Source organism: Pseudomonas sp. AK106 (genome assembly GCF_053903055.1).
In genome coordinates this window covers 1,022,829-1,049,187 of sequence record NZ_CP096426.1, presented here as the reverse complement: position 1 = coordinate 1,049,187, position 26,359 = coordinate 1,022,829, and the positions used below count along the sequence as shown (strand labels likewise).

The following is a 26,359-nucleotide window of genomic DNA, read 5'->3' as shown; positions in this document are numbered from 1 at the left end:
CTTACAGGACGGATATTTAGGAGCACTTACGAAGGAGATGTGGCGGATTTCGGATCGGTCCTACAGATATTTCCTAGGACGAACAAAAGGATGGCGTACGAAGTTAAAGTGATTTGTGAGGTTTAAGATTTTTTTGGTATTACCGGAGGGGATAAATCGTACAAACGAGGGGAAGAAAAGGAGGTGGAGAGTCGATCTGTAAGCCGGGTTCTGTCGAGGACAGTCATTCCTCTACGATGGCCATCACTGGACATCTTTAGCAACCTACCCGGTTCCAGCGCGGGCCACGCCTTGGAACCCTATTTGGTCTTGCTCCGAGTGGGGTTTACCTAGCCACGAACTGTTGCCAGACGTGCGGTGCGCTCTTACCGCACCTTTTCACCCTTACCGGCACCGAAGTGCTTAGGCGGTTATTTTCTGTGGCACTTTCCGTAGGCTCGCGCCCCCCAGGCGTTACCTGGCACTCCGCCCTATGGAGCCCGGACTTTCCTCCCCCCTTCATTGCAGAACAATGAAAGGCAGCGACTGTCCAATCGACTCTCCGCCGCCAAGGTTAATGGGAGGACGGCTCAAGAACAAGCTTTAATCGGCTCTCGCGCCATTTGCAGCGCTGCCCGCGACATCCCGTCACACGCTTTTCTGTTTATCCAGCGCCACCTGATAAAGCAGGTTTTTGCGTACGCCGGTGATCTCTGCTGCCAGCGCAGCTGCACGCTTGAGCGGCATTTCCGCCAGCAGCAGATCCAGCACCCGCCGCGCTTCGGCGCCAATCACATCCTCGCCTTCGGGTTCGCTCCAACCTGCCACCAGCACAACGCACTCGCCCCGTTGCTGATTACTGTCTCCCTCAACGAAGGCACGCAGTTCGGACAGCGGCAGTCCTTTGAGGGTTTCGAACGTTTTCGTCAATTCTCTCCCGAGCAAGGCGGGACGGTCCGGACCGAAGACTTCTTCCATGTCCTGAAGGCATTCGAGAATGCGGTGGGGCGCTTCATAGAAGATAAGCGTCCGCGGTTCTTCTTTGACGAGTTCGAGCCGCGCCTTTCGGCCCACCGACTTGGCCGGCAAGAAGCCTTCGAAGATGAATCGGTCCGACGGCAACCCCGCCGCCGAGAGCGCCGCGATCAATGCGCAGGCGCCCGGGACCGGGATCACCTGAATGCCTGCTGCCCGGGCCTGACGCACCAAGTGGTAGCCAGGGTCGGAAATGAGTGGCGTGCCGGCATCGGAAATCAACGCAACGTTATCGCCCGCCAGCAGACGCGTAATAAAGCGGCTGCCCTCCTCGCGCTCGTTGTGCTCATGACAGGCCGCCAACGGCGTCGGAATGCCAAAGTGCTGCATCAGCCGTAACGAGTGCCGGGTATCTTCTGCGGCAATCAGCGAAACATCGCGCAGCACCTTCAAGGCACGGGCGCTCATGTCATCCAGGTTGCCGATCGGCGTGGCCACCACATAAAGCGCGCCTGTAGTGGAATTCGAAACACCCGGAGCAGTCAAAGCGCACACCTCATGTTGTGTAAAAGCCTGCATTGTACAGGCTGCGGCGCACAAAACAGGACGCCGCACCCCGTGAGACCTGAAAACGCAGTTCGAGTGCCAGCATCAGGGCAGCGACCCCGCGAAAGACGTTTCAGCCTGGCTGACACGCCCGGAGACGACCCATATCGCCGCTTTAACGCCTTCAACGTCGCGCCCCGGCCAGTGCTTGGGTACACTTCCACGCTAATTTGCTCGAGTATCAGGAACATACACATGATCGCTTGCCTGCGGCTGTTCTCTGCCCTCTGCCTGGCTGCCCTTCTGGCTGCCTGTGCCGGTTCGCCCTCCTCCAGCCTTGGCGAATTGCCTCGCTCCCCCGATGCCAGCATCGAACAACTGCTCGAACAAGCCGCTGCGGCGAAGTCGCCGGATCAGGCAGCGTTGCTGAAACTGACGGCGGCCGATCTGGCAGCGCGCCAGAACAACCCGAGCCGCGCCGCGAGCATCCTTGAGCAGGTGCAGATGGACCAGCTCAAAACCGACAAACAAATCTACGCCAACACTCTGTCTGCCGAACTGGCACTGGGTCGCAGCCAGCCGAAAGCCGCGCTGACCGCCCTCAACCACCCGAGCATGCAGCATCTGGGCGAAATGCCGGTTGACCTGCAAACCCGTGCTCACACCGTTCGCGCCCGGGCTTTTGAGGCAGATGGTCAGACCCTCGCCGCCGCGAGTGAGCGCGTGTTCATGGGCCCGCTGCTGCAAGGCGACGCACTGAACGCGAACAACGACGCCATCTGGACGCTGGTTGCCGCGCTGCCACCCGAGCAGCTGCAAAGCTCTGCCAACGATGACATGGGCGGCTGGCTGAGCCTGGCCCGCGCAGTCAAAGGTGCCGGCACGCTGGAGCAGCAACAGGCGGCCATCGACAACTGGAAAGCGCAGAACCCTCAGCACCCGGCGGCACGTCAGTTGCCGACTGCCCTCGCGCAATTGCGTGACCTGAAGAGCCAGCCACTGACCAAAATTGCGCTGCTGCTGCCGCAAGACGGTCCGCTCGCTTCGGTATCCCGCGCGCTGCGTGACGGCTTCATGGCCGCGAACTATCAAGCTCAACAGGCCGGCGAGAAGCCACCTGCGATCGAAGTGTTCGACAGCTCGCGCGTGACGTCGATGGACGCCTTCTACGCACAAGCCAAAGCGGCCGGCGTGCAACTGGTGGTCGGTCCGCTGGAGAAGCCACTGGTTAAACAGCTGAGCGCTCGCCCTCAATTGCCGATCACCACGCTGGCGCTGAACTACAGCGATTCCGGTACCCAGGGCCCTGCCGAGCTGTATCAGTTCGGTCTGGCGGCTGAAGACGAAGCTCGTGAAGTGGCGCGCCGCGCCTGGGCCGATGGCAAGCGCAGCGCGGTGGCCATGGTGCCCAAGGGCGAATGGGGTGATCGCGTGCTGGAGGCCTTCCGTCAAAGCTGGCAAGCCAAGGGCGGCACCCTGCTGGGTGCTGAACGCATTGATCAGCCGGTCGCACTCGCTCAACAGGTTGCCGATCTGTTCCAGCTGCGCAGCAGCGAAGGCCGTGCCCAGCGCGTCCAAAGCGCCACTGGCACGCAGATGGCTGCCCAGCCTTCCCGTCGACAGGACGTAGACTTCATGTTCCTCGCCGCGACGCCTCAACAGGCGCAGCAGATCAAGCCGACCATGGTCTTCCAGTACGCTGGTGATGTTCCGGTCTATGCCACTTCGCACCTGTTCACCAACAGCGGCGATCCGGCGATGTACAACGACCTGAACGGCGTGCGCTTCTGCGAAACCCCGTGGTTGCTGAACGCTAACGACCCGCTGCGCCAGCAAGTGACCGCTCAATGGCCACAAGCCTCCGGCAGCCTTGGCCGTCTCTACGCCATGGGCATCGACGCGTATCGTTTGGCGCCACGACTGACTCAGCTGAAAACCCTTCCTGACAGCCGCATCGATGGCCTGTCCGGCAGCCTGGCGATCGGTCAGGGCCAACGCATCGAGCGTCAGCTGCCGTGGGCAGAGTTCGTAGACGGCAAGGTCCAGCGCCTGCCGGACACCGCGCCTTGACCTCAGGCACCACCCGTCAAACAGCAGGGCGCGAGGCCGAAGCCTACGCCTTGCGTCACCTGCAACAGCATGGCTTGCAGCTGATTACCCGCAACTGGTCATGCAAACGCGGCGAGCTTGATCTGGTCATGCTCGACGGCGATACAGTAGTATTCGTCGAAGTTCGGTATCGTCGCCACGCCGGTTGGGGTGGCGCACTGGAAAGCGTCGATTTTCGCAAGCAGGAAAAGCTCAAGCTGGCGGCTCAATCCTTTCTGCAAAGCGAGGTGCGCTGGGCCGATTCGCCGTGTCGCTTTGACGTTGTCGCGATCAATGGCGACCCCGGCACGTCGCCCGCGCTGAATTGGCTGACAAATGCGTTCGATTGCTGAAAACGCGATGATTCCGTGGGGTTTGCAGCGTAAGATCAGCCGCCTTCCCGGCTAAAGCCGGTCCCACTGGAGGCGCATCAGGCCCTGTAGGACCTGCTTTAGCTTTGTAGGACCGGCTTTAGCCGGGAAGCTCTGTTGCTGAGCTTTATCCCTTACCACCCAACGAACCACACTGGCTCTTTTTGCTCTTTGCTTTGCGGGCTGCACAGTTTTGTGCCGGGACGCCGATGACTTATCGGATGCCGCCCCGACCAGCCGCCCCTATTAAGGTTTTCATAGATGGACATGCAATCCCGAATTCGCCAGCTTTTCCAGGCCAGCATCGACACCAAGCAACAGGCGATGGATGTGGTTGCACCCCACATCGAGCAAGCCAGCCAAGTGATGGTCAACGCCCTGCTCAACGAGGGCAAGATGCTCGCCTGCGGCAACGGCGGTTCGGCGGGTGATGCTCAGCACTTTTCCTCGGAGCTGCTCAACCGTTTCGAGCGCGAGCGACCGAGCCTGCCCGCTATCGCGCTGACCACCGACACCTCCACCATCACCTCGATTGCCAACGACTACAGCTACAACGAAATCTTCTCCAAACAGATTCGTGCGCTGGGTCAGCCGGGCGATGTGCTGCTGGCGATTTCCACCAGCGGCAATTCGGCGAACATTATTCAGGCCATCCAGGCCGCACATGATCGTGAAATGATTGTCGTAGCCTTGACCGGTCGCGATGGCGGCGACGTCGCGTCGCTGCTGTTGCCGGAGGACGTTGAAATCCGCGTCCCGGCAAAAGTCACCGCACGTATTCAGGAAGTCCACCTGCTGGCGATCCACTGCCTTTGCGACTTGATCGACAGCCAACTGTTCGGGAGTGAAGAATGATATCCAAACGTCTTAGCCTGCTGGCCCTGACGCTCTGCCTGGGCATCAGCGGATGCAGCTCGGTGATCAACGCCAGCCGTGAAGCGCCGATCGATGACGATCGCGGTACACGCACCTTCGGCAGCAAGATCGACGACTCGCTGATCGAGACCAAGGTCTCGGTGAACATCGCCAAGGCCAACCCTGATCTGGACAACGCCTCGCACATCGTCGTGACCAGCTTCAACGGCATCGTCCTGCTGGCCGGCCAGACACCGCGCGCCGACCTCAAGCAACTGGCCGAGCAAACCGCCAGCCAGGTGCAGAAGGTCAAGAAGGTCAACAACGAGCTACAGGTCACCGGCCCGTCCTCAATGCTGGCGCGCAGCAATGACGCCTGGCTGACCAGCAAGATCAAAACCGAAATGCTCACCGACAGCGCCATCCCTGGCTCGCGCATCAAGGTCGTGACTGAAAACGGCATCGTCTACCTGCTGGGCCTGCTGACCCAGGCAGAAGCCACCCGCGCCACCAACCTGGTGCAAGGCGTCGGCGGCGTACAGAAGATCGTGAAGCTGTTTGAGTACATCGACTGACGGTGTGGCAAGCGCCAATCAGCACTTACAAAAAAAGGCGATCCCTCGGGATCGCCTTTTTCGTTACTGCAGGCGCAACTTACTTGACCACTTTCAGACTCGGCCGGCCCGTAGGGCGTGGCGGCTCGTCGTTCGGTGGCGGCATGTCGTCTTCGACATCCAGATCTTCGTCTTCGTCCACAGCAGGCTCCAGGTCGAAGACCATGCCCTGGCCGTTTTCGCGGGCGTAAATGCCCATGATGGCGGCAATCGGCACGTACAGGCTGTGGGGAACGCCGCCGAAACGGCCTTCAAAACTCACCGCGTCGTTGTCCATGTGCAGATGGCGCACGGCGCTCGGTGAAATGTTCAGGACGATCTGCCCGTCATTGGCAAAGCCTTGCGGGACTTGCACCGCTGGATACTCGGCGTTGACGAGTACGTGCGGTGTGCAATCGTTATCCACGATCCACTCATACAGCGCGCGGATCAGATAAGGGCGACTGGAGTTCATCAAACGGCTCCTAAGGCCTTAGCGCATGTCGCGTTCGGTACCAGACAGACTTGCCTGAAATGCCTCACGCGCAAATTGGCGCTCCATATAGTCAAGCAGCGGCTTGGCGGGCCGCGGCAATTCGATACCCAGAATCGGCAGGCGCCAGAGTATGGGCAATAGACAGCAGTCGACCAGACTTTGCTCGTCGCTCAGGAAAAAAGGCTTGTCCGCGAACAACGGCGACACGCCGGTCAGACTTTCGCGCAGTTCCTTGCGCGCCTGAACACGTGCAGCTTCTTTGCTGCGCGGGTCCAGAATCAGATCCACCAGACCGCACCAGTCGCGCTGAATCCGGTGGATCAGCAAGCGGCTGTTGGCACGCGCCACCGGATAGACCGGGAGCAGCGGCGGATGGGGATAACGTTCGTCCAGGTATTCCATCACCACCGTCGACTCGTACAACGCCAGGTCGCGATCGACCAGGGTTGGCACGCTGCCGTACGGATTCACCTCGATCAATTTGGGCGGATGACGGCCCTCGACAACTTCAATGATCTCGGCGCTGACACCTTTCTCGGCGAGCACAATGCGCACGCGATGGGAATAGTGGTCGGCGGGGTCGGAGTAACAGGCCAACCGATTGGTCACGCCCATGGCGGTCCTCCTCGCTTGTAGATATTCAAAAAGCAGAAATACGGATGCGCCGCGAGGGCGCTTTCGGCGACGTCCACGATGATCGGGTGTTCAACGCGGGCGACAAGATAGCTCATTTACTCAAGGTAGATTCTGCAATCTTCAGCCCGCCACTATACCTGCTCTTCCCTCATTACCTGAAACAGCTCAGCCGCAAGCGGCGCAGACCCGCGAATCAGACGTCCGCTCAGTGGATGTCTTTCCAGAATTCGCGCTTGAGCAGGTAGGCCAGGATGAACAACACGGCGAGGTAAAGCAGCACGAAGGTGCCGATGCGCTGGTGCTGGAGCTTGTCTGGGTTGGCTGAGTAAGCGAGGAAGGTCACGAGGTTCTTGACCTTCACGTTGAACTGTTCTTCGGTCAGCGTGCCGGTGTTGGGCATGATCATCAGTTGATCGCAGGCTTGATCGGTCAACGGCGAGCCAGCAGGCCCATCGCTTTTTTTGTCGCCTTCGCCACGCGGTACCTGCTGGCAGCCGAGCCTCTGACGCCCCTGAAGCCCTTCCAGCACGTTGGGCATGGCCACGTCGGGGAGAACGCTGTTGTTCACGCCCCAGGGCCGCGTCGGGTCCTCGTAGAATGATCGCAGGTAGCCGTAGAGCCAGTCAGTTCCGCGTACCCGCGCCACAAGGGTCAGATCGGGCGGCGCTGCACCGAACCAGGTTTTCGCATCCGCCGGCTGCATGCCGATGGTCATGTGATCGCCGATCTTCGCTCCGGCAGGCGCCAGCTTTTCCAGCATCAGCTCGTGGGAAATGCCCAAATCGTCCGCGACGCGTTCATAGCGCTGGAAACTGGCGCTGTGGCAACCCATGCAGTAATTGACGAACGTCTGCGCGCCATCCTGCAGGGCCCCCTTGTCGGACACGTCGATATCGACGCTTTCCAGTTCCGCGCCATGCTCACCGGCAAACGACAACGCCGGCAACAGGGCAATGAGCAAGACCAGGCACAGCGTTTTCATCAACCGGTCACCCTGTCCGGCACCGGCTTCGTCCGCTCCATCCGCGTGTAGAACGGCATCAGGATGAAGTACGCGAAATACAGGAAGGTGCAGGCCTGCGACAGCACTGCCCGCCCAGGGCTCGGCGGCAATACGCCCAGTACTCCGAGCGTCCCGAAGGACACGCAAAACAGCAGCAGCCAGAGGCGGCTCAGCCAGCCCTTGTAGCGCATCGATTTGACCGGACTGCGGTCAAGCCACGGCAGCACGAACAGCAAGGCGATGGCTGCGCCCATGGCCATGACGCCGAGGAGCTTGTCCGGGATGGCGCGCAAGATGGCGTAGAACGGCGTGAAGTACCAGACCGGCGCAATGTGCTCCGGGGTCTTGAGTGGGTTCGCTAGCTCGAAGTTGGCCTTCTCGAGAAAGTAGCCGCCCATCTCCGGGAAGAAAAATACCACCGAGCAGAAGATCAACAAAAACACCACGACGCCGAGCAGATCCTTGACCGTGTAGTACGGGTGGAAAGGAATGCCGTCCAGGGGGTTGCCGTTCTCGTCCTTGTACTTTTTGATGTCGATGCCATCGGGGTTGTTCGAGCCCACTTCACGCAGCGCCAGAATATGCAGCACCACAAGCCCGACGATCACGATCGGCAAGGCCACGACGTGCAGCGCGAAGAAGCGATTGAGTGTGATGCCTGAAACGAGGTAATCGCCACGAATCCACTGAGCGAGGTCGCCCCCGATGAGGGGAATCGCGCCGAACAGCGAAATGATCACCTGAGCGCCCCAGTACGACATCTGCCCCCACGGCAGCAGGTAGCCGGTAAACGCTTCCGCCATCAGCGCCAGATAAATCAGCATGCCGAAAACCCAGACCAACTCCCGCGGCTTCTGATATGAGCCGTACAGCAGCCCGCGAAACATGTGCAAGTAGATGACGATGAAGAACGCCGATGCGCCAGTTGAGTGCAGCAGTCGCAGGATTGAGCCGTATGCGACGTCACGCATGATGTACTCGATCGAGGCGAAGGCCCCCTCAGCTGTGGGCGTGTAACTCATCGTCAGCCAGATGCCCGTGAGGATCTGGTTGACCAGCACCAGCAACGCCAGCGAGCCGAAGAAATAGAAGAAGTTGAGGTTCTTGGGTACGTAATACTTGCTGAGGTGGTTCTCCCAAATCGACGTCGCGGGAAAGCGCGCATTGATCCAGTCCATGAGCCTGCTCATCACGCTTTCTCCTGATCCACACCAATGACGATGATTGAGTCCGACTCGTAGGAATGCGGGGGCACTGGCAGATTCAGCGGTGCAGGCTGCGCCTTGTAGACGCGTCCGGCAAGGTCGTACCTGGAGCCGTGACAAGGGCAGAAATATCCGCCGACCCAATCTTTGCCCAGGTCGACCGGGGCGACTTCGGGCCGAAACGTAGGCGAGCAGCCGAGATGGGTACAGATGCCGATCAACAGCAGGATGTCAGGCCGGATTGAACGGACAACCGGATCGACATAGGCAGGCTGGATGGAATCCTGTGAATCAGGGTCGGACAGCTCGCCGATAAGCTTGCTCAGACTGGACAGGATCTCGGGCGTGCGACGGACAATGAACACCGGCTGACCGCGCCATTGAGCGATCATCTGCTGGCCCGGCTCGATCTTGCTGATGTTGACTTTGACAGGCGCTGCCGCCGCCCTGGCTTTGGCACTGGGGAACCATGAACCCACAAATGGCACGGCGGCGCCTACCGCTCCTGCTGCGCCTACCACAGACGTGGCTGTCACGAGGAAGCGACGCCGGGCCGTGTTAACACCGTCATTGCCCATTGCGCCCTCTTCCGTCAGCATCCGAGATCTCCTTGATCAGGCCCTCGAAATCAATAAACGACAGCCATAAAAGGCAGCCATAAAAAAACGCCCAGCTTCGTATAGAAACTGAGCGTTCTTTTTGAACGGAAGCGAATTAACGCTTCGAGTACTGCGGACGCTTACGCGCTTTACGCAGACCGACTTTCTTACGTTCAACTTCGCGAGCATCGCGAGTGACGAAGCCTGCTTTGCGCAGAGCGCCGCGCAGGGTTTCGTCGTATTGCATCAGAGCGCGGGTGATACCGTGGCGGATTGCGCCAGCTTGACCACTCACACCACCGCCGATGACAGTAACGTAGATGTCGAATTTCTCGACAGTCTGAGTCAGTTCCAGCGGCTGACGAACTACCATGCGGGCAGTTTCGCGACCGAAGAACGAGTCCAGGGAACGGTTGTTGATGGAGATGTTACCGGTACCCGGACGCAGGAAAACGCGAGCGGTTGCGGTCTTGCGACGGCCAGTGCCGTAATTTTGAGTCGCCGACATAATGAACTATTCCGTTAAAACTTCAGTTCTTGGGGCTGCTGAGCAGTATGAGGGTGTGCAGCGCCCGCATAGACTTTCAGCTTACGATACATGTCGCGACCCAGCGGGTTCTTAGGCAGCATGCCTTTGACCGCGGTCTCGATCACGCGCTCAGGAGCTTTGGCGATCAGCTTTTCAAAGTTGATCGACTTGATCCCGCCCGGGAAACCGGAGTGAGAGTAGTAGATCTTGTCGGTGGTCTTGGCACCGGTCACACGGATCTGCTCGGCATTGATCACGACGATGTAGTCGCCAGTGTCAACGTGCGGAGTGTATTCCGGCTTGTGCTTGCCACGCAGACGGCTCGCGATTTCAGTGGCCAGACGACCCAGGGTCTGACCAGCAGCGTCGACGACGAACCAGTCGCGCTTTACTGTTTCCGGTTTAGCGGTAAAAGTTTTCATTCTTTATAGCCTCAAAGGCCGCCCTGAAAAATAGACGGCGGAGCATACTCATTAGTACGGTCTTTGACAAGTCAAAGGCCGCCGGGCACGAACGCTATAGGGGGCTCGGGTCAGCGCGTTCGATCGCAGCGGTTTCTTTTGTCGCCGGGCATCACTCCAGCGACAAAGAGGAGCGGAATTATGCAGATTGCGAAAAAAATTTCAACCTGCTTTTATGGCTCTTTTAAACAGGAGAGCCAAATGGACTACCGCCAACTGGGCAGAACCGACCTCAATGTCAGCGCAATCTGCCTCGGCACCATGACCTGGGGCGAGCAGAACAGCCAGTCCGAGGCCTTCGCGCAGATCGAACGGGCCAAGGCCGCCGGCATCAATTTCATCGACACCGCCGAGATGTATCCGGTCCCGCCGAAGAAAGAAACCTACGCCAGCACCGAGACCATCATCGGCAACTGGTTCAAGCAGAGCGGCGACCGCGCTGACTGGATCCTCGCCAGCAAGATCGCCGGTCCCGGCAACGGCATCGACTACATCCGTGACGGTCAGCTGAAATTCAACCTCGATCACATCGTCGCGGCGCTGGATGCCAGCCTCAAACGCCTGCAGACCGATTACCTCGATCTGTATCAACTGCACTGGCCTGAGCGCAGCACCAACTTCTTCGGCAAGCTGGGTTATAACCACAGCGAGGAGCACTTCACCCCGCTGCTGGAAGTGCTCGAAGCGCTGGACGAGCAGGTCAAGGCCGGCAAGATCCGCCACGTCGGGCTGTCGAACGAAACGCCGTGGGGCACCATTAAGTTTCTCGCTGAGTCGGATGCTCATGGTCTGACGCGTCCGGTGTCGATTCAGAACCCCTACAACCTGCTCAACCGCAGCTTCGAGGTGGGTCTGGCGGAAGTGGCGATTCGCGAGCAATGCGGCCTGCTGGCCTACTCGCCCATGGCGTTTGGCATGTTGTCCGGCAAATACGCCGACGGCGCCCGCCCTGCCAAAGGCCGCCTGAGCCTGTACAGCCGCTTCACGCGCTACTTCAATCCGCAATCGGAAGCGGCCTGCGCGCGCTACGTTGCGCTGGCGCGTGAGCACGGTCTTGATCCCGCGCAAATGGCACTGGCGTTCGTGACCAGCCGCAGCTTCGTGACCAGCAACATCATCGGTGCAACGACGCTGGAGCAGCTGGAAAGCAACTTGGCGAGCGCGGAACTGGTGCTGTCGGATGAAGTGCTGGCGGGCATTGAAGCGATTCACAAGGATCAACCGAATCCTGCGCCTTGATCGATGATTAATTGTAGGAGCGCGCTTGCCCGCGAATATCGTTTGATCAGTCACCGACGGCTTGGCTGACTTACCGCCATTTCGCGGGCAAGCGCGCTCCTACAGGCCTGTGTCGAGCTTCACAGCGACCGGGCAATGATCTCTTTCATGATTTCATTGGTCCCGGCATAGATCCGCTGCACACGCGCATCCGCCCACGCCCGGGCGATCGGGTATTCCCACATGAAGCCGTAGCCGCCATGCAACTGGACGCATTCGTCCAGCACCTTGCATTGCAGGTCGGTCGACCAGTATTTCGCCATGGCCGCCGTGGGCACATCCAGCTTCCCTTCCAGGTGCAACTCCAGGCACCGATCAATGAACGTACGACCAATCTGAACTTCAGTGGCGATTTCGGCCAGTTTGAAGCGGGTGTTCTGAAAATCGATGATGGCCTTGCCAAACGCCTTGCGCTCCCGCGTGTAGTCGAGCGTCCATTGCAAGGCCGCTTCGGCGGAGGCAATGGCGCCGATGGCGACCGTCAGGCGCTCCTGCGGGAGCTCCTGCATCAAATACGCGAAACCCATCCCGGCCTGACCCAGCAGGTTCTCCTTGGGCACTCTCACGTCCTGGAAGAACAATTCCGACGTGTCCTGCGCCTTCATGCCGACCTTTTCCAATCGCTTGCCCTTCGCAAAACCGGCCGTGCCCGCCTCCACGACAAACAGGCTGGTGCCCTTCGCGCCTGCACCGGGATCAGTCTTCGCGACGACAATCACCAGATCAGCGAGAAACCCGTTGGTGATGAAGGTTTTCGAACCATTGATGATGTACTCGTCGCCATCCAGCACTGCGGTGGTCTTGACCCCTTGCAGGTCGGACCCCGCGCCCGGTTCGGTCATCGCGATGGCGGTCACCAGCTCCCCCGACACCAGCTTGGGCAAATATTGGAGCTTCAGCGCCTCACTTCCGTAGTGGAGGATGTACGGCGCGACGATATCCGAATGCAGAGAGAACCCGATACCGGTCAGGCCGAGGCGAGAGACTTCCTCGATCACCACCGTGGTGTAGAGGAAGTCCGCGCCCATCCCCCCGTACTCTTCCGGCAGGTGCGAACACAACATGCCCTGTTCCCCCGCCCGGTTCCACAGCGTACGGTCGATGTGGCCCTGCTTCTCCCACTGGGCATGAAACGGCACCGCGTGCTGTTCGAAGAACTTGCGGACGCTGTTACGGAACAGTTCGTGTTCTGAGCTGAAGAGTGTTCTGGCGAGCATGGCTGCACCTGGCGCGATGGATTGTCGGACAAAACTTCAGCAGAGCGTAGGCGCAGCCGGTTGACGGCGACACTGGACACATCCGACAAAAAATAAGACGATCACGCCGTTGCTTGACCACTTTCCCATATAAGAACAAAAGACTATGTCTATCCAACCCAACACGCCGTTGCGGCGTGTCAGCATTCTTGCGATTGATGGCATTTTTGCGTCCACGCTCATGCAAGCCAAAGATTTCTTTCACCTCGCCAGCCTGCGCTACGGCAAGCAGTTGGGACAGGGCTTCAAGCCGGCCTTCGAAACCCGACTGGTCAGCCCGGACGGAAAGGAAGTTCGCAGTTTCAGCGACGTCGTGATCCCCGTAGACGGTGTGCTTGAACACAGCGACATCATCATCCTTCCCGCTTTCGTCGAAGACTTCGACACCCTGCGCGAGCGCTATCCGCAAATCCTGCCGTGGCTGCGCGAGCAACATGCGCGCGGCGCTGTGCTCTGCGGTGAGGCCAGCGGTGTGTTCTGGCTTGGGGATGCGGGGCTGCTCGACGGCAAGGAGGCGACCACCTACTGGCGGTTTTTCAACGAGTTCGCCGAGCGTTTTCCGAACGTGCTGCTGAATCAGGAAAAGCACCTCACCGACGCCGACAACCTGTATTGCGCAGGCGGCACGATCTCAGCGTGTGATCTTTATATCTACCTGATCGAGCGCTTCTGCGGCGCCCATGTTGCGCAGACCGTCGCCCGCGACATTCTCTACGAAGTGCAACGCAGCTACGCACCGGGACGGATTGGTTTTGGCGGGCAAAAGCTGCACCAGGACGTGATCATCCTGCAGATCCAGCATTGGCTCGAAGAACACTTCGCCGACAAATTCCGTTTCGAGGATGTAGCCCGCGAGCACGGCATGAGCATCCGCAACTTCATGCGCCGCTTCCAGACCGCAACGGGCGACAAGCCGCTGCATTACCTGCAACGCCTGCGCATCGAAACCGCAAAGGGCTTGCTGTCAGGCTCACGCAAGAGCATCAAGACCATCAGCTACGAAGTGGGCTACGACGACGCCAGTTTCTTCGCACGGCTGTTCCGTCAACATACCGACCTGTCGCCCAACCAGTACCGGCAGCAGTTCCAGCAGGCGGCCTGACAGCAGCTTCATGCGGCAAGCTTCAAGCTGCAGGTGAGCGAGATCTCCTCTTGCAGCTTTCCGCTTGAAGCTTGCAGCTCCCGCCTAGGGCTTATGCGCCCGCGACAGAAATTCGTGGGACTGCATTTCCAGCAATCGGCTGAGCGTGCGCTGGAATTCGAAGTTCAGGCGGCCGCCGGTGTACAGGTCTTTCAATTCGACTTCCGCCGAGATGATCAACTTGACGTTGCGGTCGTAGAACTCGTCGACCATGTTGATGAACCGACGCGCGATGTCGTCCGTGGTCACGCTCATCTGCTCCACGCCGCTGAGCAGCACCGCATGGAAGATCTTGCCGAGTTCGATGTAGTCGTTCTGGCTACGCGGGCCATCGCACAGCTCACGGAAGTCGAACCACGCCACATCGTCGCAGGTACGGATCGCCTTGATCTGCCGATTCTCGATGATCAGCACATCGTTCTCGATGGCCTTGGTGCATTCCGGGGTCAACGCACGGAAGCTCTTGCGCAGGCTCTCCTCTGCCGCTTCGTTCAGCGGGAAGTGGAACAGCTCCGCTTGCTCAAGATGGCGCAGGCGATAGTCGACGCCGCTGTCGACGTTGACGATCTCGGTGTTCTGCTTGATCAGCGCAATCGCCGGCAGGAAGCGCGCACGCTGCAGACCGTCCTTGTACAGGCCGTCGGGAACGATGTTCGACGTCGCGACCAGGGTCACGCCGTTCTTGAACAGCTCTTCCATCAGTGTGCCGAGGATCATCGCGTCGGTGATGTCCGATACGAAGAATTCGTCGAAACAGATCACCCGCGCTTCCTCGGAAAACTGCTTGGCGATCAGGGTCAGCGGGTTCTTCTCGCCCTTGAGGTTTTTCATTTCCTCGTGCACACGCTTCATGAAGCGGTGGAAGTGCGTGCGCGTCTTGTCTTCAAACGGAAGCGCTTCGAAGAAGGTGTCGACCAGGTAGGTCTTGCCCCGGCCCACACCGCCCCAGAAATACAGCCCCTTCACAATCGGGGCTTCTTTCTTGCCGAACAGCTTGCCCAGCAATCCCGGCTTGCGGTCATGGGCGGCGACCAGATCGTCGTACAGACGCTGCAGATGGCGCACAGCATTCTCTTGCGCGGCGTCGTGGAAAAAGTCCGGACGCTTCAGGTCAGCTTGGTATCGTTCTAGAGGGGTCATAGTCGCTTGCAAGGGAGCAAAAACGGGCCGTCACTGTAGCGACGGCCCATTGGAATGGCAATTAATCCTGTTGTGGCGCGAGCGCCAGTTTCAGGCTCTCGATCGCGGCGTCACGGGCGGCGGCATCGGCGAACGCCGGGCTGTCGGCGACACAGGTGTCACTCAGCCACAAGGTGAAGGCATCGCCTTCGGGCCGAATGTCCAGCGCACCGCCCTGCTGCAGCTGTTTGGTCACGGCGCCGGCCGCCTTGCCGTCTGCGAAGTGGCGCGACAGCAGCAGTTGCTCGCCATCGGCCGCCAGCAACCGGAAACGGAAACTGCCGTCGTCTTCACGGAAACTGACGAAGCGCGGGCCTTTGCCGGCCTTCTTCTTGGTCGTCGTGACGGTTTGCGCGGCGGTGCGGAATGAACGCAGGCCGACCGCTTCACGCAGTTCGCCCAGAAACGGCGTGGCCACACGACGGGCCTTCTCGGCGCCCGCTTGCAGGATGTCTTCCAGGTCGGCGGGGCGCTCGATCAGGCGATGGTAATGCTCGCGGGCTTCGCCCAACTCCGCGTCCAGCAACTGGAACAGGCGTTGCTTGGCGTCGCCCCAACCCAACCCCTGCAACAGGTCGGTGCGGAACTCGTCGCCTTGCTCTTTACTGGCGAATGCCTGGTACAGCGTGAACAGGTGCGACGTGTCCGGATCCTTGGCTTCGCCTGGCAGACGCGAGTCAGTGACGATGCGCGAGATCGCGTCCTTCATGTCTTTGGCGCTGGTGAACAGCGGGACGGTGTTGTCGTAGCTCTTCGACATCTTGCGACCGTCCAGGCCAGGCAGCGTCGCGACGCTTTCTTCGATCAGCGCTTCCGGCATTACAAAGAACTCTTTGCCGTTACCGAACAGGTGATTGAAGCGCTGACCGATGTCGCGCGCCATCTCGACGTGCTGGATCTGATCGCGGCCGACAGGCACTTGATGGGCGTTGAACATCAGGATGTCAGCGGCCATCAGCACGGGATAGCTGAACAGGCCCATGGTAATACCGGCGTCCGGGTCTTCGCCGGCTTCGACGTTCTTGTCCACCGACGCCTTGTAGGCATGGGCGCGATTGAGCAGGCCCTTGCCGGCCACGCAGGTCAGCAGCCAGGTCAGTTCGGGAATTTCCGGAATGTCGGACTGGCGATAGAACGTCACGCGCTCGACGTCCAGCCCTGCCGCGAGCCAGGTCGCTGCGATTTCCAGACGCGAGCGCTGAATGCGCAGCGGGTCATCGCATTTGATCAGCGCGTGGTAGTCAGCCAGAAAGTAGAAAGAGTCGGCATCGCTTTGGCGGCTGGCAACGATGGCCGGGCGGATGGCGCCGGCGTAGTTGCCCAGGTGCGGTGTGCCGGTGGTGGTGATACCGGTCAGGATACGAGTGGTCATGGCTAGTCGCTTATTTTGGGTGCTGCGATCAATTCGAAAGGCGCGGCAGAATCAGATCCTTGAGATCGGTCAGCTTGCCGTGAAAAAAGTGCCCGCATTCTGCCACTTTCAGCAGCTCATGGGGGCGCTGAAGCGTGTCAGACCACGCGTACACACGTTGTGGGTCAACGACTTCATCGGTGTCCGGCTGAATAAGCGTCAGCAGACCCTTCTGCGGCAATGCTTCCACACTGGCGATGCGCATCACGGCTGGTGCGACCATGAACAGATGCTTCAGGGTTTCGCCCTTTGCCTCAAGACGCCCGCCCAGGGTAGCCGCCACGAAACCGCCGAAGGAAAACCCGAGCAAGGTCATGGGCAGGTCGGGATGTTTGTCGCGCAGCCAGTTCGCCGCCGCCTGTGCGTCGTCGACTTCGCCCTCCCCCATGTCCGAGCTGCCGGCGCTCGCGCCAACGCCACGATAGTTGAAGCGCAGGGTGATAAGACCGGCATCGCGCGCGGTGCGCTGCAGGGTCGAAATCACTTTATTGAGCATGGTGCCGCCCTGAACCGGGTTAGGATGGCATATCAGCGCGATGCCTCTGGCCTCGTCCAGATCGAGGTACAACGCTTCAAGTTGGCCCGCCGGGCCGTCGATGAATACAGGGGTCTCACGCATGAGCAAGAATGAACTCCGTGACCTTCAATTGGGTCGACTCGTCTAGCTGATTGTCTGTGGCTGGCAGGCTGGCGACACGTCGCCGCTATACAGCGCAGGTTCGAGCCGTTAACGTAAAGCAAAGCCGTTTATAGAGGAAGGACTCGTGGATTACTCGCTCTTAGTTTGGTTGCTGCCGACCATCGCCCTGGTGGTTGGTGTGATCATCGGTTTCTTCGTGGCGCGCGCGCTGCCCAATGCCGTGCCTAACGGGACTCAGCGCCAGCTGGATGACGTTCAGGAGCGTTTCGATACGTATCAGAACGAGGTGATCACTCACTTCAACAGCACCGCCAATCTGGTGCAGAAGCTGTCGCAAAGCTACCACGATGTTCAGGAGCATCTGGCCGAAGGCGCCAACCGCCTGGCCACCGACGACATCACCCGTCAACGCCTGCTGGCCGCGCTGCACCCGGACGCGCTCCATCCACACCGCGATCGCCTGACGCCACCGCGCACTGCCGCTGAACCGCCGAAGGACTACGCGCCCAAGTCCCCTGACTCCCCCGGCATGCTGGATGAGCATTACGGCTTGAAAAAATAACGCGACTCGAAACACCAAAAGCCCGCCGTTGCTAACCAACGGCGGGTTTTTTTGTGGTCAGTCGGTTGGCGGCGACGGGTAATGGAGGGAAACAAAAAACCCGCCATCATCGGCGGGTTTTTTGTACAGCGAACAGCGTTTAGATCGCGCCGCGAGCTCGCAGCAGATCCAGCACTTGCTTGACGCTTTCTTCGACATTCAGAGACTGCGTGTCGATGACCAGGTCGGCGTCCAGCGGGACGTCATACGGGAAGGATTCACCCGGGATGTTGTCCTTGTCGGCAGCGTAGAGCCCTTGCGGGTCACGCTCGCGGCAGACTTGAGGCGACGCCTGTACGTACACGGTGATCAGTCGATCATCGCCGATCAGGGCCTTGGCATTCTGCCGACCGCCGGCGTCCGGCGCGACGAACGCCGCGAGGGTCAGCAGGCCGGCTTCGTTGAACTGACGCGCAACGTGGGCGGCACGACGCCAGTTCTCGGTGCGGCCGGCGCGATCCTGCGGCAAGCCCTTGTTGAGGTCGTGACGCAGGTTCTGGCCATCAAGGACGAACACCGCACGGCCCATGTCGAAAAGCTTGCGCTCCACGGCATATGCCAGCGTGCTCTTGCCTGCACCCGACAAACCGCTGAACAGCACGGTGGCCGGCTTCTGGCCGAAGCGCTGAGCGCGCTCTTCTGTCGAAACATGGGCCAGCGCGCCGTGATGACTCCCGCCGCCCGCAACCACCGGCTTGGCGATGATCATGCCGGCCGCCACGGTGCCGTTGGTCAAACGGTCGATGACGATGAACGCGCCCGTGGTGCGGTTGCTGTCGTAGCCGTCGAGGGCAATCGGTGCGTCCAGTGCGATCTTCACGCGGCCGATTTCATTCAGCTGCAGCGAACTGGCCGGGCCTTCTTCCAGCGTGTTCACGTCAACACGATGTGTAATGCTGGCAATCGAACCCGGTACGTAGGACGTGGCGCGTTTGATGTCGTATTTCTTGCCCGGCAGCATCGGCTCTTCGGCCATCCACACCAGCATGGCGTCGAAGGCGTCGGCCACCTGTGGGACATTGTCGGCATGCACCAGAAGGTCGCCACGGGAGATGTCGATTTCGTCTTCCATGGTCAGCGTCACCGCCTGACCCGGGCCCGCATGCTCCAGCTCACCTTCGAAGGTGACGATGGATTTCACGCGGCTGCTCTTGCCGGACGGCAGCACAACCACTTCGTCGCCCTTGTGCACGATGCCGCTCGCCAGGGTGCCGGCGAAACCGCGGAAGTTCAGGTTCGGACGGTTGACGTATTGCACCGGAAAACGCAGGTCAGTGAAATTGCGGTCGTTGGCGATCTCGACGGTTTCAAGAATCTCCATCAGCGACTTGCCGGTGTACCACGGCGAACGCTCGCTCCGGTTGACTACGTTGTCGCCCTTGAGGGCCGACATCGGCACGAATTCCATGGTGGTCGGCTTCAGCGCGATGCGGTCGGCGAACGCCAGGTAATCGGCCTTGATCTGCTCGAAGATGGTCTCGTCGAAGCCATTGAGGTCCATCTTGTTGATGGCGACCACAATGTGCTTGATGCCCAGCAACGAGGCGATGTAGCTATGGCGCTTGGTCTGGGTCTGCACGCCGTAGCGGGCGTCCACCAGAATGATCGCCAGGTCACAGGTGGACGCACCGGTGGCCATGTTGCGGGTGTACTGCTCATGGCCGGGGGTGTCGGCGATGATGAACTTGCGCTTGGCAGTGGAGAAGTAGCGGTAGGCGACATCGATGGTGATGCCCTGCTCGCGCTCGGCCTGCAGCCCGTCGACCAGCAGCGCCAGATCGACCTCATCGCCGGTGGTGCCGGATTTCTTCGAATCGCGGGTGATGGCTTCCAGGTGATCTTCGTAGATCATCTTGGAATCGTGCAGCAGACGCCCGATCAACGTGCTCTTGCCGTCGTCGACGTTGCCACAGGTCAGGAAACGCAGCATTTCCTTGCGTTCATGCTGGCCCAGATAGGCGAGGATGTCCTCGCTGATCAATTCAGATTGATGGCTCATTGGGTTCAAGCTCCAAGCTGTAAGCTTCAAGCGGCAAGCTCGTCGGCATACAGCTAGTCAAAATTCTTCCGGTTCAAGTGAGCTTCAGCGTTTCGGCTTGAAGCTTCCAACTTGCTGCTTGCAGCTTGCAGCTAGAAGTAGCCTTGGCGTTTCTTTTCTTCCATCGAGCCTGCGCCATCGTGGTCGATGACCCGGCCCTGGCGCTCGGAAGTTCGCGTCAGGAGCATTTCCTGAATGATGTCGGTGAGGCTGGTGGCCTCGGACTCGACAGCGCCCGTCAACGGGTAGTCGCCCAGTGTGCGGAAGCGGACCTTCTTCTTGACGATGCGCTTCTTGTCCTCGTCGGACAGGTGATTACGCAGGCGGTCGTCGTCGATCATGATCCAGGTGCCGTTCATCTCGATGACTTCGCGCTCGGCGGCGAAATACAGCGGGACGATCGGAATGCCTTCGAGGTAGATGTACTGCCAGATGTCCAGCTCGGTCCAGTTGGAAAGCGGGAACACGCGGATCGACTCGCCTTTGTTGACGTTGCCGTTGTACACGTTCCACAGCTCGGGACGCTGGTTTTTCGGGTCCCAGCGGTGCTTGGTGTCGCGGAAGGAATACACGCGCTCTTTGGCGCGGGATTTCTCTTCGTCACGGCGGGCACCGCCGAACGCGGCATCAAAGCCGTGCTTGTCCAGAGCCTGCTTGAGGCCTTGGGTTTTCATGATATCGGTGTGCTTCGAGCTGCCGTGGGTCAGCGGGTTGATACCCTGCGCGACGCCGTCCGGGTTCACGTGCACGATCAGATCCAGGCCCATCTCCTCGACCATCTTGTCGCGGAAGCGGTACATCTCCTGGAATTTCCAGCGTGTGTCGACGTGCATCACCGGGAACGGCAGCTTGCCCGGAAAGAAGGCCTTGCGCGCCAGATGCAGCATCACGGCAGAGTCTTTACCGACGGAGTACAGCATCACCGGGTTATCGAACTCGGCAGCGACCTCGCGGATAATGTGGATGCTTTCCGCCTCCAGCTGTTTCAGATGCGTCAGTTTGTCGACCATGGTTACTCACGGATAACGTACGTGTGTGGAGAGCCTGCGGGCTCTATCGAGCGAGGCACTTTATCATGGCGCCTGCTTCTATTCAGCGGCGGGGATAGATCGAAACGATCTATCCATATAGCTCAGGCTTTGGACCTCAGGACGCGTTAGATCGGGTTCGGACAATCGATAAACAGATGTTCAAGGGCAAAGCGCCGCGCCAGATAATCGCCCAGGGCCTGCACACCATACCGCTCGGTGGCGTGATGGCCGGCGGCGATGAAGCTGATACCGTTTTCCCGGGCGCTGTGAAAAGTCTGCTCGGACGCCTCCCCGCTCAAATACAGGTCCACGCCGGCCAGAACGGCCTGATCGATGTAGCCCTGCCCGCCTCCGGTGCACCAGCCGACCCGGCGGATCATCCCTTCACCCTCGATCAGCAGCGGCTCGCGCCCCAATGCAGTCTGCACGCGGTGGGCGAAATCCCGTGGCGTGATCGCCTCGCTGAGTGAGCCGACCAGCCCGACGATGCGCGGATTGTCCGGGTCCAGCGGGCCTTCGACGGTGATCTCCAGTTGCTGGGCCAACTGAACGTTGTTGCCCACGTCGGCGTGAAGGTCGAGGGGCAAGTGATAGGACAGCAGGCTGATGTCGTGCTTGAGCAGCGTTTTCAGCCGACGCTGTTTCATGCCGGTGATGCAGGGATTCTCGCCTTTCCAGAAATAGCCGTGATGCACCAGCACCAGATCGGCATTGGCCTCCACCGCCGCGTCCAGCAGCGCCTGACTCGCGGTGACGCCGGAGACGATTCGCCTGACCTGCGGCCGACCCTCGACCTGCAGGCCGTTCGGGCAATAATCCTGAATCCGCGCGCTACCGAGATAGCGGTCCGCTTCTTCCACCAGGGTGCTCAGGGCAACGGCCATAAAACTCTCCTAAATATGCAGTCCAGACCGTGTCGGTCCTCGTATAATGCCGGCCATTATGGCGCAGCTAGGCGCTTCTACCTTCAGGACTCCGCTCAATGTTCAAAGCGCTGCGTTTTCTCGGCTGGCCCTTGCTCGCTGGTGTGCTTATCGCTTTATTGATAATCCAGCGCTATCCCCAGTGGGTCGGGCTTCCAAGCCAGGACGTGAACCTGCAACAAGCGCCCCAGCAGACCTTTGTGCAACAGGGCCCGGTATCGTACGCGGACGCCGTCAGCAACGCCGCCCCCGCCGTGGCGAATCTGTACACGACCAAGATGGTCAACAACAGCAATAAACCCAACCATCCGCTGTTCGACGACCCGCAGTTTCGTCGTTTCTTCGGCGACAACCTGCCTAAACAAAAGCGCATGCAGTCGAGCCTGGGATCGGCCGTAATCATGAGTCCGGAAGGCTATTTGCTGACCAACAACCACGTCACCTCCGGTGCAGACCAGATTGTCGTGGCGCTCAAGGACGGCCGCGAGACGATCGCCAAAGTCGTCGGCAGCGATCCGGAAACCGACCTTGCGGTCCTGAAGATCGACCTCAAGAACCTGCCGTCCATTACCCTCGGCCGTTCCGATGCCATCCGCATCGGCGACGTTGCGTTGGCCATCGGTAACCCGTTCGGCGTGGGCCAGACCGTGACCATGGGCATCATCAGTGCCACCGGGCGCAATCAGCTGGGCCTCAACACCTACGAAGATTTCATTCAGACCGACGCCGCGATCAACCCCGGCAACTCGGGCGGCGCACTGGTGGACGCCAATGGCAACCTCACCGGGATCAACACGGCGATCTTCTCCAAGTCCGGTGGCTCCCAAGGCATCGGTTTTGCGATTCCGACCAAGCTGGCTCTGGAGGTGATGAAGTCGATCATTGAGCACGGTCAGGTGATTCGCGGCTGGTTGGGGATTGAGGTACAGCCGCTGACGGAGGAACTGTCGGAGTCCTTTGGCCTTAAGGACCGCCCAGGGATCGTGGTCGCCGGGATTTTCCGCGATGGGCCGGCGCAGAAGGCCGGATTGCAGCTGGGTGATGTGATTTTGAGCATCAACGGCGAGCCCGCGGGCGACGGGCGCCGCTCCATGAATCAGGTGGCGCGCACCAAGCCGAGCGACAAGATCGCCATTGAGGTCATGCGCAACGGCAAGGAACTGAAGCTGAGCGCCGAGGTGGGCGTGCGTCCACCGCAGACAACGGCGCCTGCGGCGGAGGATTGATCGGTTGCGATGAAGCAGCCGTCAACTCAGCTCGACAAGTCCCCCAAGGCATCCACCAACGCCTGATTCTGTTCAGGCGTGCCGATGGTGATGCGCAGGAATTGCGCGATGCGCGCCTGTTTGAAGTGGCGCACGATCACGCCCTGCTCCCGTACCTTTGCCGCCAGACCCGCTGCGTCATGCTGAGGGTGACGGGCAAAGATGAAATTCGCGGCCGATGGCAGCACCTCAAAACCTTTGGCTTCCAACTGCTCGACGAGCGCTTCACGGCTGGCGATCACGCGCTGGCAGGTGCTCTCGAAATACGCGCGATCCTCGAAGGCCGCTGCTGCGCCGACAATGGCCATACGGTCCAGGGGATACGAGTTGAAGCTGTTCTTGACCCGTTCCAGCGCCTCGATGAGGTCCGGATGCCCCACTGCGAGGCCCACCCGCAGCCCGGCGAGGGAGCGCGATTTGGACAGTGTCTGAGTGACCAGCAGGTTCGGATAGCGATCCACCAGGCTGATCGCGGTGTCGCCGCCGAAGTCGACGTACGCCTCGTCGACGATCACCACTGAATCCGGGCTGTTCTTGAGGATCTGCTCGACGGCATCGAGGGCCAACAGGCAGCCGGTGGGTGCGTTCGGGTTCGGGAAAATGATGCCGCCATTGGGACGCGCGTAATCTTCGGCACGAATCTGAAACTGTTCGTCAAGCGGCACGGCTTCGTAGTCGACGCCATACAGGCCGCAGTACACCGGATAGAAGCTGTAACTGATGTCCGGGAACAGCAACGGTTTGGCCTGTCGGAAGAACGCGTTATAGGCGTGGGCGAGCACCTCGTCCGAACCGTTGCCAAGGAACACCCGACTAGCGTCGACGCCGTAATAACGCGCCACCGCGTGCTTCAGCAGATCGCTGTTGGGATCGGGATACAGACGCAGTTCATCACTGACCGCCGCACGCATGGCATCGATCGCCTTGGGCGACGGGCCATAAGGGTTTTCATTGGTGTTGAGCTTCACCAGTTTGGTCAGCTTGGGCTGCTCGCCCGGCACATAAGGCACCAGGTCGTTGACGAAGGAACTCCAGAATTTGCTCATGCTCAGTTGCCCTCTTGTTCGGTGTCGACGATGCGGTACTCGGCGCTGCGGGCGTGGGCGGTCAACGACTCGCCGCGTGCCAGCACCGAAGCCGTTTTGCCCAGTTCGGACGCGCCCTGCTCCGAGCAGAAAATGATCGATGAGCGTTTCTGAAAATCGTACACGCCCAGCGGCGACGAGAACCGTGCGGTGCCCGAAGTGGGCAACACGTGGTTGGGACCGGCGCAGTAGTCGCCCAGCGCTTCAGAGGTGTGGCGGCCCATGAAGATCGCGCCGGCGTGGCGGATCTGCGGCAGCCAGGCCTGTGGATCAGCCACCGACAACTCCAGGTGCTCCGGCGCAATCCGGTTGGCGACTTCAATGGCCTGAGTCATGTCGGCCACTTTGATCAAGGCGCCGCGGCCATTGATCGAGGTCTGAATGATTTCCGCGCGCTCCATCGTCGGCATCAGTTTGGCGATGCTGGCCGCGACGCGATCGAGGAATTCGGCATCCGGGCTGACCAGAATCGCCTGGGCGTCTTCGTCGTGCTCGGCCTGGGAGAACAGGTCCATCGCGATCCAGTCCGGATCGGTCTGACCGTCGCACACCACCAGAATCTCCGAAGGCCCGGCGATCATGTCGATGCCCACCTGACCGAAAACATGACGCTTGGCGGTGGCCACATAGATGTTGCCCGGGCCGACGACCTTGTCCACCTGCGGCACGCTTTCAGTGCCATAGGCCAGCGCCGCAACCGCCTGCGCGCCACCGATGGTGAACACGCGATCGACGCCTGCGATGCAGGCCGCCGCCAGTACCAGCTCGTTGAGCTCACCGCGCGGGGTCGGCACGACCATGACCACTTCGCCCACGCCAGCAACTTTGGCCGGAATGGCGTTCATCAACACTGACGATGGGTAAGAGGCTTTACCGCCCGGCACGTACAGGCCGGCGCGGTCCAGCGGGGTGACCTTCTGGCCCAGCACGGTGCCGTCGGCCTCGGTGTAGCTCCAGGAATCCTGCTTCTGCCGCTCGTGATAACTGCGCACGCGGTCGGCCGCTTTTTCGAGGGCCTGGCGCTGGGCGGGCGTGATGCGGGTCAGTGCCAGCTCAAGACGCTCGCGCGGCAGAATCAGGTCCGCCATCGACGCCACGTCCAGCCCGTCGAAACGACGGGTGTATTCCACCAGCGCCGCATCGCCGCGCTCGCGCACGTTCTTGATGATGTCCAGCACACGCTCATTGACCGAGTCGTCAGACACACTTTCCCAGCTCAGCAGATGATCCAGATGACGGGCGAAGTCCGGATCGGCAGCGTTGAGTCGGCGAATAGCGTTGGGAGTGGTCATAGCGTGGGCCTCAATGATGGCGATTTCTCAGGTGGCGATGTCAGTTGCAAGGATAGGCAGATGCCTAAGCTAGCAAGCCATCCGCGCGGGCACCTGAGAAATTTGGCTATGACACGGATAGCTGGGCGCGATCCTGTTGAGGGTCACGCGATTCAGTCAACCGCGGTGTCGCGACTCCACGGCTGTGCGCAGGGTGTCGATCAACGACTGGATACGGGCGTGCTGCATTTTCATGGATGCCTTGTTCACCACCAGACGGGAGCTGATGTGGGCAATCATGTCCTGGGGTTCGAGGCCGTTGGCACGCAGCGTGTTGCCGGTGTCGACGACGTCGATGATCTTGTCGGCCAGGCCCACGAGCGGCGCGAGTTCCATGGAGCCGTACAGCTTGATGATATCGACCTGACGGCCCTGTTCGGCATAATAGCGCTTGGCAACATTGACGAACTTGGTCGCCACACGCAGCCGACCCTTGGGTTCGACGGCGCCGACTGCACCTGCAGTCATCAGCTTGCACTGGGCGATTTGCAGGTCGAGGGGCTCATAAAGCCCCTGACCGCCGTATTCCATCAACACGTCCTTGCCCGCGACGCCGAGATCCGCAGCGCCATGCTCGACATAGGTCGGCACGTCGGTGGCGCGCACGATCAGCAAGCGCACGTCGGCCTGGGTCGTGGGGATGATCAGCTTGCGGCTCTTGTCCGGATTCTCGGTCGGCACGATGCCCGCCGCAGCGAGCAGCGGCAAGGTGTCGTCGAGGATACGGCCCTTGGACAGTGCGATGGTCAACATGGGAAACGTCAGTCCTTATCAGCAGCGCGTGCCGGGTCGCAACTGGCGCCCGACAACCTCCGGCTCAAAAAGCCGAAGTGAAACGAATCAG

26 protein-coding genes and 1 other RNA gene are annotated in these 26,359 nt (G+C 60.2%); 8 read left to right on the top strand and 19 right to left on the bottom strand.

What is annotated here, in order from left to right; genetic code table 11:
• Window positions 1-183: 183 nt before the first annotated feature.
• Window positions 184-541: RNase P RNA component class A (gene rnpB / locus M1E04_RS04780), an RNA gene on the bottom strand.
• 86 nt (window positions 542-627) lie between these two features.
• Entirely contained in the window at window positions 628-1,533 is a 906-nt protein-coding gene (gene rsmI / locus M1E04_RS04775) for a 16S rRNA (cytidine(1402)-2'-O)-methyltransferase (protein WP_456292478.1), read from the bottom strand.
• Between the two features lie 222 nt (window positions 1,534-1,755).
• On the opposite strand from rsmI, the gene M1E04_RS04770 reads away from it, so the two are divergent.
• From M1E04_RS04770 to M1E04_RS04755, 4 genes are all read left to right on the top strand, one after another.
• Entirely contained in the window at window positions 1,756-3,570 is a 1,815-nt protein-coding gene (locus M1E04_RS04770; protein ID WP_192132743.1) for a penicillin-binding protein activator, read from the top strand.
• Window positions 3,567-3,941 (top strand): YraN family protein, encoded by a 375-nt coding sequence (locus M1E04_RS04765; protein ID WP_456292477.1) that lies wholly within the window; start codon window positions 3,567-3,569, stop codon window positions 3,939-3,941. The genes M1E04_RS04770 and M1E04_RS04765 overlap by 4 nt, the downstream gene beginning before the upstream one ends.
• A 279-nt stretch (window positions 3,942-4,220) precedes the next feature.
• Window positions 4,221-4,814, top strand: coding sequence for a phosphoheptose isomerase (locus tag M1E04_RS04760; RefSeq protein ID WP_065992135.1), 594 nt, complete (start codon window positions 4,221-4,223; stop codon window positions 4,812-4,814).
• Window positions 4,811-5,389, top strand: a complete 579-nt coding sequence (locus M1E04_RS04755; RefSeq protein WP_065992133.1) for a BON domain-containing protein — start codon at window positions 4,811-4,813, stop codon at window positions 5,387-5,389. Before M1E04_RS04760 ends, M1E04_RS04755 begins: the two co-directional genes overlap by 4 nt.
• A gap of 79 nt (window positions 5,390-5,468) precedes the next feature.
• Here the strand turns inward: M1E04_RS04755 and M1E04_RS04750 are convergent, their stop codons facing one another.
• The 7 genes from M1E04_RS04750 to rplM form a co-directional block, all read right to left on the bottom strand.
• Entirely contained in the window at window positions 5,469-5,882 is a 414-nt protein-coding gene (locus M1E04_RS04750; RefSeq protein WP_065992131.1) for a ClpXP protease specificity-enhancing factor, read from the bottom strand.
• Between the two features lie 18 nt (window positions 5,883-5,900).
• Window positions 5,901-6,518, bottom strand: a complete 618-nt coding sequence (locus M1E04_RS04745; protein ID WP_456292476.1) for a glutathione S-transferase N-terminal domain-containing protein — start codon at window positions 6,516-6,518, stop codon at window positions 5,901-5,903.
• Window positions 6,519-6,744: 226 nt separating this feature from the next.
• Window positions 6,745-7,521, bottom strand: coding sequence for a cytochrome c1 (locus M1E04_RS04740; RefSeq protein ID WP_192132739.1), 777 nt, complete (start codon window positions 7,519-7,521; stop codon window positions 6,745-6,747).
• The gene (locus tag M1E04_RS04735) at window positions 7,521-8,732 is read right to left on the bottom strand and encodes a cytochrome b (protein WP_456292475.1); all 1,212 of its coding nucleotides are present in this window, start codon (window positions 8,730-8,732) and stop codon (window positions 7,521-7,523) included. The genes M1E04_RS04740 and M1E04_RS04735 overlap by 1 nt, the downstream gene beginning before the upstream one ends.
• Window positions 8,732-9,325 carry a ubiquinol-cytochrome c reductase iron-sulfur subunit gene (gene petA, locus M1E04_RS04730; protein ID WP_456293150.1) on the bottom strand — a complete coding sequence of 198 codons (594 nt, stop codon included), beginning with the start codon at window positions 9,323-9,325 and terminating at the stop codon, window positions 8,732-8,734. Before petA ends, M1E04_RS04735 begins: the two co-directional genes overlap by 1 nt.
• Window positions 9,326-9,461: 136 nt before the next feature.
• Window positions 9,462-9,854, bottom strand: coding sequence for a 30S ribosomal protein S9 (gene rpsI / locus M1E04_RS04725; protein WP_065992123.1), 393 nt, complete (start codon window positions 9,852-9,854; stop codon window positions 9,462-9,464).
• A 14-nt stretch (window positions 9,855-9,868) separates the two neighbouring features.
• Complete coding sequence (gene rplM / locus M1E04_RS04720; protein ID WP_019693576.1) at window positions 9,869-10,297, bottom strand: 50S ribosomal protein L13; 429 nt, start codon at window positions 10,295-10,297, stop codon at window positions 9,869-9,871.
• A 240-nt stretch (window positions 10,298-10,537) separates the two neighbouring features.
• Between rplM and M1E04_RS04715 the strand changes: the two genes are divergently transcribed.
• On the top strand, window positions 10,538-11,575 hold the full coding sequence (locus M1E04_RS04715; RefSeq protein ID WP_456292474.1) for an NADP(H)-dependent aldo-keto reductase: 1,038 nt from the start codon (window positions 10,538-10,540) through the stop codon (window positions 11,573-11,575).
• Between the two features lie 119 nt (window positions 11,576-11,694).
• Here the strand turns inward: M1E04_RS04715 and M1E04_RS04710 are convergent, their stop codons facing one another.
• Window positions 11,695-12,831: an acyl-CoA dehydrogenase family protein gene (locus tag M1E04_RS04710; protein ID WP_456292473.1), complete on the bottom strand. Its 1,137-nt coding sequence runs from the start codon at window positions 12,829-12,831 to the stop codon at window positions 11,695-11,697.
• Between the two features lie 220 nt (window positions 12,832-13,051).
• Between M1E04_RS04710 and M1E04_RS04705 the strand changes: the two genes are divergently transcribed.
• Complete coding sequence (locus M1E04_RS04705) at window positions 13,052-13,972, top strand: GlxA family transcriptional regulator (RefSeq protein ID WP_172612965.1); 921 nt, start codon at window positions 13,052-13,054, stop codon at window positions 13,970-13,972.
• An 84-nt stretch (window positions 13,973-14,056) separates the two neighbouring features.
• Here M1E04_RS04705 and zapE read toward each other — a convergent pair whose 3' ends face one another.
• The 3 genes from zapE to M1E04_RS04690 form a co-directional block, all read right to left on the bottom strand.
• A complete protein-coding gene (zapE, locus tag M1E04_RS04700; protein ID WP_065992112.1) occupies window positions 14,057-15,151 on the bottom strand; it encodes a cell division protein ZapE in 1,095 nt (364 codons plus the stop codon).
• Between the two features lie 61 nt (window positions 15,152-15,212).
• Window positions 15,213-16,562, bottom strand: a complete 1,350-nt coding sequence (locus tag M1E04_RS04695) for a tryptophan--tRNA ligase (RefSeq protein ID WP_456292472.1) — start codon at window positions 16,560-16,562, stop codon at window positions 15,213-15,215.
• Between the two features lie 28 nt (window positions 16,563-16,590).
• Window positions 16,591-17,220, bottom strand: coding sequence for an alpha/beta hydrolase (locus M1E04_RS04690; RefSeq protein WP_065992108.1), 630 nt, complete (start codon window positions 17,218-17,220; stop codon window positions 16,591-16,593).
• A 145-nt stretch (window positions 17,221-17,365) separates the two neighbouring features.
• Between M1E04_RS04690 and M1E04_RS04685 the strand changes: the two genes are divergently transcribed.
• Window positions 17,366-17,803: a YhcB family protein gene (locus M1E04_RS04685; protein ID WP_065992106.1), complete on the top strand. Its 438-nt coding sequence runs from the start codon at window positions 17,366-17,368 to the stop codon at window positions 17,801-17,803.
• Window positions 17,804-17,942: 139 nt separating this feature from the next.
• Here the strand turns inward: M1E04_RS04685 and cysN are convergent, their stop codons facing one another.
• The 3 genes from cysN to M1E04_RS04670 form a co-directional block, all read right to left on the bottom strand.
• Window positions 17,943-19,841 carry a sulfate adenylyltransferase subunit CysN gene (cysN, locus tag M1E04_RS04680; RefSeq protein WP_296308229.1) on the bottom strand — a complete coding sequence of 633 codons (1,899 nt, stop codon included), beginning with the start codon at window positions 19,839-19,841 and terminating at the stop codon, window positions 17,943-17,945.
• A 131-nt stretch (window positions 19,842-19,972) separates the two neighbouring features.
• Window positions 19,973-20,890, bottom strand: a complete 918-nt coding sequence (gene cysD / locus M1E04_RS04675) for a sulfate adenylyltransferase subunit CysD (RefSeq protein WP_065992104.1) — start codon at window positions 20,888-20,890, stop codon at window positions 19,973-19,975.
• Between the two features lie 146 nt (window positions 20,891-21,036).
• Window positions 21,037-21,795 carry a Nif3-like dinuclear metal center hexameric protein gene (locus M1E04_RS04670; RefSeq protein WP_065992103.1) on the bottom strand — a complete coding sequence of 253 codons (759 nt, stop codon included), beginning with the start codon at window positions 21,793-21,795 and terminating at the stop codon, window positions 21,037-21,039.
• Window positions 21,796-21,893: 98 nt separating this feature from the next.
• On the opposite strand from M1E04_RS04670, the gene algW reads away from it, so the two are divergent.
• Entirely contained in the window at window positions 21,894-23,060 is a 1,167-nt protein-coding gene (gene algW, locus M1E04_RS04665) for a Do family serine endopeptidase AlgW (protein WP_065992102.1), read from the top strand.
• Window positions 23,061-23,086: 26 nt separating this feature from the next.
• Here the strand turns inward: algW and hisC are convergent, their stop codons facing one another.
• From hisC to hisG, 3 genes are all read right to left on the bottom strand, one after another.
• Window positions 23,087-24,145, bottom strand: a complete 1,059-nt coding sequence (gene hisC, locus M1E04_RS04660) for a histidinol-phosphate transaminase (RefSeq protein ID WP_456292471.1) — start codon at window positions 24,143-24,145, stop codon at window positions 23,087-23,089.
• 2 nt (window positions 24,146-24,147) lie between these two features.
• Window positions 24,148-25,476, bottom strand: coding sequence for a histidinol dehydrogenase (gene hisD, locus M1E04_RS04655; RefSeq protein ID WP_065992098.1), 1,329 nt, complete (start codon window positions 25,474-25,476; stop codon window positions 24,148-24,150).
• Between the two features lie 156 nt (window positions 25,477-25,632).
• Window positions 25,633-26,268: an ATP phosphoribosyltransferase gene (gene hisG, locus M1E04_RS04650; protein ID WP_065992096.1), complete on the bottom strand. Its 636-nt coding sequence runs from the start codon at window positions 26,266-26,268 to the stop codon at window positions 25,633-25,635.
• Between the last annotated feature and the right edge of the window lie 91 nt (window positions 26,269-26,359).